The organism is Gemmatimonadota bacterium (assembly GCA_026706845.1).
Classification (GTDB): Bacteria; Latescibacterota; UBA2968; order UBA2968; family UBA2968; genus VXRD01.
This window is the reverse complement of record JAPOXY010000185.1, coordinates 1-7,451: the sequence shown is the minus strand read 5'-3', so window position 1 is coordinate 7,451 and position 7,451 is coordinate 1. Positions and strand designations below refer to the sequence as shown.

Sequence of the window (7,451 nt, the reverse complement as noted above, 5' to 3'; positions counted from 1 at the left end):
GAGGCTCACTATTGGACCAGATTTATCTGTGGATAGCTCTGGGATTCACTTAACCACTACACATGTGGATACTATCCGGGGTAGTCATACGGAACGAACTACTATAACCGAGACAATGGGTCTCCCATTTTCCGGCTCGAGCACAACGACCACAGTATCTGCAGATAGTACGTACCAGGTAAATGTTCTTTCTACTCCTGTGGGATACACGCGTAAAACAGAAACAGCGGTACCAGTGCCAGAAACTGACACCGATGATGAGAAAAAGGCTACTGGCGATTAATACCTGTAGATAGAGAGGAATAATCATGGGCGTGAACATCCCTCGAAGGACCTGTTCTGCTAATTGGCCGGTATCACTATCACTCTCGCTACGCTCTGGTTTAATTCTGTTGCTCGTTGCGGTGCTCACCAATAGAATATGGATCTACTCCCATATCGTTTTTCGTCCCCATATATCTTCCCATACAGCATTGGACTGGATCGTAGAAGTAGGGGTTGTAGGTCTCATAACCGTCGCAATGGGGGTTGCTGTACATTTTATTACAGGTGTGTCAATCACTAAAATTTTGGGTCTCCAAAAGTCCGATTCAAAAGACTTGCTCAAGTGGGGTTATGTTGCGCTTGCAGCAACTTCATTCAATCTGGCTTTGGAGATTCCTTCAGGTTTTGGACCACAGTATGAATCTGAGCTTTGGTTCATATTCATACGCATGATCAGATCTGTTCTTTTGATTCCATTTTACGAGGAACTCATTTATCGGTTTCTGATTTACGGTATAATAAGACCCCGGTTTGGTCGGTGGCCTGCAGCGATTATATCAACGGTCATCTTTGTCTTCATTCACCAGTCAGTTCAGCGGGCATTGGTAGCATATTCCCTGACGATTGTCTTTCTCTTTTTCACTCATTTTTCTTTTGGTCTTTTAGCTGCCTATTTGTACGAAACCAGACGCACGCTTCTGCCATGTGTTGTAATCCATGCAGCAGTAAACCTGACCTATCACAGTGCGCCTCTGATTGGCTACCTCATAGGGGGAACAATAGCCAAGACAGAGCCGCCATTGCTGCCATGATAAAATTCTTCCTCAAATCTCCTATTGCGATCAGAATAGGATTCCTCCTTTTGCCCTGGATTTACTCCGCTGCATTCATGGCACTTGCTCTGCATAGCAATCCACACCACTATGCTGCTATCCTGAGAGTCCGCGGTCTCCACTATGCCAGGGAAGGGGATAACGACAAGGCTATGGAAGCATATAAGGCTGCAATTCGGATCCGATCTGACCATTACTTTGCCTGGGAGTCACTCGGTGCTTTGGAAGAGCAGTTAGGCAATATCAAGATGGCGGCGTATTGTTTTGATAGAGCCAGTGCGCTACTCCCAACGAATTCAGTTTACGCCTATCACTTGTCGCGTTTGCTTCTCAAGATGGAAGAGCACAAGGCGGCACTTCATCATATTGATCGCGCACTTGATGTGGTCTCCAAACCAGATGACCACAGGGTGATTCTGATTCTAAAGTCAGAGATACTCAAGGCAATGGGGCGAGAGCAAGAATCTCGAGAAATTCTGAATGTTGCTGAGACCGATCCGCATTTAAATAATGCAAATCCCAAATTTTGGCGTGATAAGGGGAAAGCTTTTTACAAAAAAAGATTATATGCACAAGCCTTGGAAGCATTTGATCAGGCGATAGATTTGGATCCAAAAGATACCACTGCTTGGCAGTGGAAAGCGGCAATTTACCTCGAACAAAAATTCTATGATCAAGCCATTGACGCCTATGATCAAATCCTTGCATACAGTCCTGATAATCCGAACATAGTGCTTCTGAAAGGACAGGCCTATGCCGAAGCGAAACAATTTGAAGCGGCACTCGAAATATTTGATCGGGCGATTGGCGCGGGATTAGATGGGCCAACAAAAGCGTTGGATCGCAACGAGACTGCGTCTTCCTATCAGACTTTGTTGCTAAAACAAAAAGCCTCTGCATTGATAGATTTAGAGCGATATGACGAGGCCCTGGACGTATTTGAAACGGCAATTGAGAAATCACCTCAGGATGTCAGTCTGCAGAATAGCAAAGGTGTGGTATTACTGATGATGGAGCGATTTGAAGATGCTATCAAATGTTTTGATGATGCACTTCGGATGGATCCGGATTCTACTCTCGCTGCTTTTGCCTGGAATAACAAAGGGTGGGCATTGTATTCACTAAAGCAATACGACGAGGCACTCACAGCTTTTGACCAGGCACTGATGCTGAAGGATGACTATCACCTGGCATTGTACAATCGCGCTCGTGTCTATGTCTTTTTGGGCAACCGAGATTCCGCTGTTTCTTCCTTGCAAAGAGCGATTGTATTGAATCCCGATTACAAAAAGGGTATGCAATCAGATGAAGCATTTCAAGTCTTGAAAGATTTGGAAGTTTTTAAATAGAATGCTATGGCGTGAGGTGTGATGTGACCATCTGATTTATCCGCATTCTAAAATATTTCAAATCACATAAGCCGACTAAAAAATCCCCCATCGCGCATTTTTGCGATGGGGGATTGGTTTTTGGGGTTGGGTGGGCTGATAGCTGACTGCTGACTGCCTTCTCACACTTTCCCTTGCTCGAGCAATTTGAGGAAGGTCTCGTCTTCGCCCAGGTAGCGTTTGTTGCACAGGTCGCAATCGAGGCAGGAGCGTTCGTAGCAATTTTTGTGAATGCGAATGGGATATTGTTTTTGGAAGGCTTCGTTGCATTTTGTCGAACAGAAGACATAGCGTTCCTGGGTGGAGCCAAAAGCAGCATAGACAATGATATTTTCATCACCATCATCGGCGAGGGATTTTTCGCACCAGCTGCATATTCCCGTTTCCTCTTTTGCGCGGGATTCGCGTTTGCGCCGGACTTCTTCGTCGGTCCAGGAAAATTCGATGTATTCGACATTTTCCTTGGGCACTTTGGCGCGAACCACACCGCTTGTGATGCCGAGTACAAAGTCGCCTTTGGTGTCAAATGTGGTGCCGCATTCGATGGTGCGCCCACTTTGCAGGTGGATGTGAGATTTGCCTTCTTCGGGCGAGATAAAAGAAAACCAACCGCAACTGGAACACACAGTTGTAAAGAGAAATTGCCGCAGCGTTTTGTGGCCGCAGGATGGACAGTGGCCCTCTTGCATGAGTCTCAGGTCGCGCAGGGAGGCTCTGGCAGCTTCTCTTACGGTTTCATTAACTTCGTCAAGGGCTTCGTCGAGTTCATCTTGATCCTCTTGTGCGAGGAGGTCCATGGCTTCCTGAACGTGCTCGTCTTGCCCTTCGATGTGGATTTGTCTTTCTTTGCTTGTACCATTATCTGGTTCTTCGTCATTTTTACTAAAAAAGCGTTTCAGCATTTGGGTCCTCACTTGAAAGCGTCGAATACGATGTTTTATACTTACTTATAAGGTAGGATATAAGGGCAAATATGTCAACCTCGTACCCCGGGAAATCAGAGGCAAATTGGGGAATGTGGACTATCATAGCCGGTGCATGTGGAATCCGCCGTCAACCGGGATTGCTGCGCCGGTTGTGAAGTCGAAATATCCGAGTCCAATGGCCGCTACGGCTTTGCCGATGTCTTCGGGTTGTCCCCACCTGCGGATGGGGGTCAGTCCATCGGCGATCAAATGGTCGTATTTTTCTTTTACGGGTCCTGTCATGTCGGTCTGGATGATGCCCGGCTGGATTTCATTGACGGGGATGCCGTGTTCTGCGAGCCGGTCGGCAAATAGGCGCGTCATCATGCTCAGGCCAGCTTTTGAGACGCAGTATTCGCCGCGCGCTGTTGAAGAGGTGTAGGCCGATATGGAGGTGATGACGACGATGCGCGGTGTTTGTATTTTTCCCTGTTGTTTGAGTGTGATCATGTGGTTTGCCGCGTATTGGGTCAAAAAGTAGGGGCCTTTGAGGTTGGTGTTCATGACGTCTTCATAGCTTTCTGGCGTGGCTTCGAGTATGTCGGCGCGCACGCGGGGGGCAATGCCGGCGTTGTTGACGAGCATGTCGAGGCGGCCAAAGGCTTCGAGTGTGGTATCTACGAGGCGTTTGCCATCTTCTATGCGGGTTATGTCGCCCTGACAAATGTGGACGTTTTGTCCGCGTTCTTGAACGCCTGTTGCGGTTTCTTCTGCTGCGGTTAGATTGCCCGCGTAGTTGACGAGGATGTCGTAGCCCGCGTCGGCAAGGCAGAACGCTATGCCTCTGCCTATGCCTCTGCTGGATCCGGTGACGAGTGCTGCTGGCATGTTTCCTCCTGTTTTTTGTTGTTTTGTTTGGGAATAAGATACGATATATAGGGGTAAGTGCGAAGTGCAAAGTTGGAGGTAAAGAATGGCGATTGTAGATTATAGGCAAAGTGGTGGTTGCGATGTGTGGGTTTTATCTGCCGGGTGTGTGAGAATGGATGGCGGCGCAATGTTTGGGGTTGTGCCCCGGCCGCTTTGGGAAAGGTGTTATCCGCCCGATGAGCGCAATCGCATTGGGTTGACGATGAATTGTTTGCTTGTGAGAGGACAGGGGGAGACCCTGCTGATTGAGACCGGGTTTGGGGGCAAGGTGACGGAAAAGCTGCGAGAGATTTACGCGCTCGATGAGTCGGATAGTCTCATGGCATCTCTGGAGGCGTTGCATATTGCGCCTGATGAGATTACGCGGGTTGTCTTGACGCATTTGCACCAGGATCATGCTGGGGGTTGTACGGTGCAAGAGGGTGGTGAATATGTGCCCGCTTTTCCAAATGCGACTTATTATGTGCAAGAGGGGGAATGGGAGGATGCGGAGAATGCCGACGGGCAGACGGTGAATGGGTATCGATACGACGAGGTGATGAGGCCGTTGGCATCTGTGCTCTCGCTGTTGGATGGAGATGAGCGTATTTGTTCTTTTGTTGAGGTCATAGTTACGCCAGGGCATACCCGCAGGCATCAATCTGTGCTGGTGCATACGGGCGAGGATACGTTTTGTTTTGTTGGGGATTTGATTCCTACGACGCATCATCTAAAGCCGATTTATGTGATGGCGTATGATCTGTATCCGCGGCAGACCTATCTGGTTAAACAAGAGGTTATGGAGAGAGCGGTTTCCGAGAACTGGGTTATGGTGTGGCCGCACGATCCGGATGTTGCATGGGGACGATTGCGACGAGATGATGCGGGTGTTTATGAGGTGAGAGAGAGAATCAGATCAGGGGATTAAGTTGACAAACGTGGTTTTTGTGCTATACATTTGTTTGATCAGGAATCAAAATAGCAGAAGGAGGATGGTGATGAGCATTGATTTAGACCGAGAACGGCTATCGCAAACCAGGATGCTGGAATGGTTGCAACGCGATCTAAAAATGACTGAGATGGTCACCGTGTATCTATCTGATCACCGAGAGTCCCACAATTACGGCATTTATTGTGCTTTAATTCCATTGGATGGAATTGATCAAGTATTTTCTTCTCCGAGTTGGGACCTCCGTTGGGGTGGTGGTATGCCTGATGCATCTGTGTCTTATGAAGGCGGAGAAGAGAGAGTCGAATATCTCCGGTATGGAGGTACAACAAATAGAGTGGAACCTTTGGTTTTGGGGCGCGAATTCTCTGGTTTATATGATGCCTATATGGAAATATCTGAGGAGTTTCGCCTTTTTCACAATCTATATCACGACGGAAAGACGGATAAATACATCAAGATTGATGATGAAGGGAATGAATACACTGTGGCGGTTGTGGAGCCAGACTGCGTCAAGATAAGGCTCAGGGAGATTCGTCAGTTCTTGGCAATTAAAGAGATGTATTTATCAATTCAATTTGATTGCATAGAAAACTCGGAATATGATCTACAAGAACTTGGACTTGAAAGGGGAGAAGCACATCAACAGAATAGTTTTATGCGTTGGTGCCATGGCTATGGTGATAGGAGTTTAGGTAGATATAAATCTTTTAGCAGATTAGATGGAAAGCGACTTATTAAACCTCTGCCGAAATCCAAAAGCGGGTTATGGGGATTTTCTGAGAAACCGGAAGAAGAGCATGTGGAATTTATCATTGATGTCGATGAGGACGGAGATGAAATTATCCATACATCTGACCCGGATGCTCTGGCAAATTATTTTGGAGCAAACCCCGACGCGCCCCATTATCTGACCCCTGTGCATTTTCGCAAACAGGTTTTAGACAAGTATTACCATGAGTCCAGTAAATATACCGTAGAGGATTCGCTTCTGCGCTGTGGTGACCTGTGGTGCATGGCGATTGACAGCCATCACGACGACAAAATCTGTGCGTGGTTAGGCGATCTTGGGCGAGACCTCCCTTATACAGAACAGCTACACTGGCGGTCTTACAATATCCTGCCCGAAGGCGGTGTAAGTAAGACCTATTTTAAGCGTCAAATCTTGAATCAGTCTGCAAATTCAGATCGACCTGAACACTTGTTTAGGATACGTTATCAAGATTTACAAGACGCCTGTAAAGAATATCTGGGGTGGCAATTGTTGCTGCCACTGGATACAGGCGACGAATACCATTTCAAAAATTTGAGAATTCCAGCCACCGATGAGCAAAGCGATTTTGATGCGTTGGTTTTGAGTCTCACAAAGATACTCATTGATTCCCTAAACGAGAGGCGCCTAAACACGCTCATTTCTAAAGATCAAAGAGCAAAACTTAAAGGTAGCATTGCACGTCTGGAAGCTGTATTTAGTGCCCATGATGTTGAAGGTGCTGCCGAGCGCATCGCCTTTTTGCGGAAACTTCAGAGCCTGCGTTCCAGCAGTGCCGCGCATCGCAAAGGTCGCAACTATCGAAAAATTGCTAAGGACTTCGGTGTTGAGAGTCAGCATTTGCGCGATGTGTTTACCGGAATTATATGGCAGGCATTAGAAGTTCTTAATTACTTTATCTTTCTTGTGCGGAGCGGTCCAATCAACCCTGAAATCATAGAAAAAAATAAAATAGAAGAAGGATATGCGATTCTCGATGAGATGGTTGGATTTGCAAAATCTGACCGAACTGATGGTTCTGTCAATCACGATGAAATCATCTATGAATTGCGATCAAAACCATGATTTTTGTCGATAGCGGTGCTTGGATTGCCCTTTCCAATCAAAGAGATCAGAATCACACCGACGCTGTGACGATTTACGCGGACTTAAAACGGCAAAAAACGCGATTTTTAACGACGGATTATGTGCTTGATGAAACTATAACGCGACTTCGATATGACGTGAGCCACTCAGTAGCGGTGCAGTTTCTCGACTTTATTGAACGCGCTAAAAAAATAGATGGTTTAACCGTCACAGAAATAGATAAGACCCTGTTTCAAGAAGCTAAGCGGCTTTTTCGGCAATACGATTCTGCAAAGTTATCATTTACAGATTGCACCAGTTTCGCGGTTTGTCAGAAGCATAGTATTTCTGAGACCTATGCTTTTG

At 46.8% G+C, this 7,451-nt stretch carries 7 protein-coding genes; 5 read left to right on the top strand and 2 right to left on the bottom strand.

Annotated elements, in window-relative coordinates:
• Positions 1 to 308: 308 nt before the first annotated feature.
• Complete coding sequence (locus OXG87_17150) at positions 309 to 1,076, top strand: CPBP family intramembrane metalloprotease (GenBank protein MCY3871278.1); 768 nt, start codon at positions 309 to 311, stop codon at positions 1,074 to 1,076.
• A 50-nt stretch (positions 1,077 to 1,126) separates the two neighbouring features.
• A complete protein-coding gene (locus tag OXG87_17145) occupies positions 1,127 to 2,446 on the top strand; it encodes a tetratricopeptide repeat protein (GenBank protein MCY3871277.1) in 1,320 nt (439 codons plus the stop codon).
• A 161-nt stretch (positions 2,447 to 2,607) separates the two neighbouring features.
• Here the strand turns inward: OXG87_17145 and OXG87_17140 are convergent, their stop codons facing one another.
• A complete protein-coding gene (locus OXG87_17140) occupies positions 2,608 to 3,387 on the bottom strand; it encodes a hypothetical protein (protein ID MCY3871276.1) in 780 nt (259 codons plus the stop codon).
• A 123-nt stretch (positions 3,388 to 3,510) separates the two neighbouring features.
• A complete protein-coding gene (locus tag OXG87_17135) occupies positions 3,511 to 4,278 on the bottom strand; it encodes a 3-ketoacyl-ACP reductase (GenBank protein MCY3871275.1) in 768 nt (255 codons plus the stop codon).
• 85 nt (positions 4,279 to 4,363) lie between these two features.
• On the opposite strand from OXG87_17135, the gene OXG87_17130 reads away from it, so the two are divergent.
• From OXG87_17130 to OXG87_17120, 3 genes are all read left to right on the top strand, one after another.
• Positions 4,364 to 5,227, top strand: coding sequence for an MBL fold metallo-hydrolase (locus OXG87_17130; GenBank protein MCY3871274.1), 864 nt, complete (start codon positions 4,364 to 4,366; stop codon positions 5,225 to 5,227).
• A 70-nt stretch (positions 5,228 to 5,297) separates the two neighbouring features.
• Positions 5,298 to 7,085, top strand: coding sequence for a hypothetical protein (locus tag OXG87_17125; GenBank protein ID MCY3871273.1), 1,788 nt, complete (start codon positions 5,298 to 5,300; stop codon positions 7,083 to 7,085).
• Positions 7,082 to 7,451, top strand: a 370-nt coding sequence (locus tag OXG87_17120; protein ID MCY3871272.1) for a PIN domain-containing protein, incomplete at its 3' end; no start/stop codon positions are given. The genes OXG87_17125 and OXG87_17120, both read left to right, overlap by 4 nt.

What these genes read in the sequence shown, in the direction of transcription:
- OXG87_17125 (MCY3871273.1), top strand. Translation starts at nt 5,298, where the DNA reads ATGAGCATTGATTTAGACCGAGAACGGCTATCGCAAACCAGGATGCTG.
- OXG87_17135 (MCY3871275.1), bottom strand. Translation starts at nt 4,278, where the DNA reads ATGCCAGCAGCACTCGTCACCGGATCCAGCAGAGGCATAGGCAGAGGC.
- OXG87_17130 (MCY3871274.1), top strand. Translation starts at nt 4,364, where the DNA reads ATGGCGATTGTAGATTATAGGCAAAGTGGTGGTTGCGATGTGTGGGTT.
- OXG87_17150 (MCY3871278.1), top strand. Translation starts at nt 309, where the DNA reads ATGGGCGTGAACATCCCTCGAAGGACCTGTTCTGCTAATTGGCCGGTA.
- OXG87_17140 (MCY3871276.1), bottom strand. Translation starts at nt 3,387, where the DNA reads ATGCTGAAACGCTTTTTTAGTAAAAATGACGAAGAACCAGATAATGGT.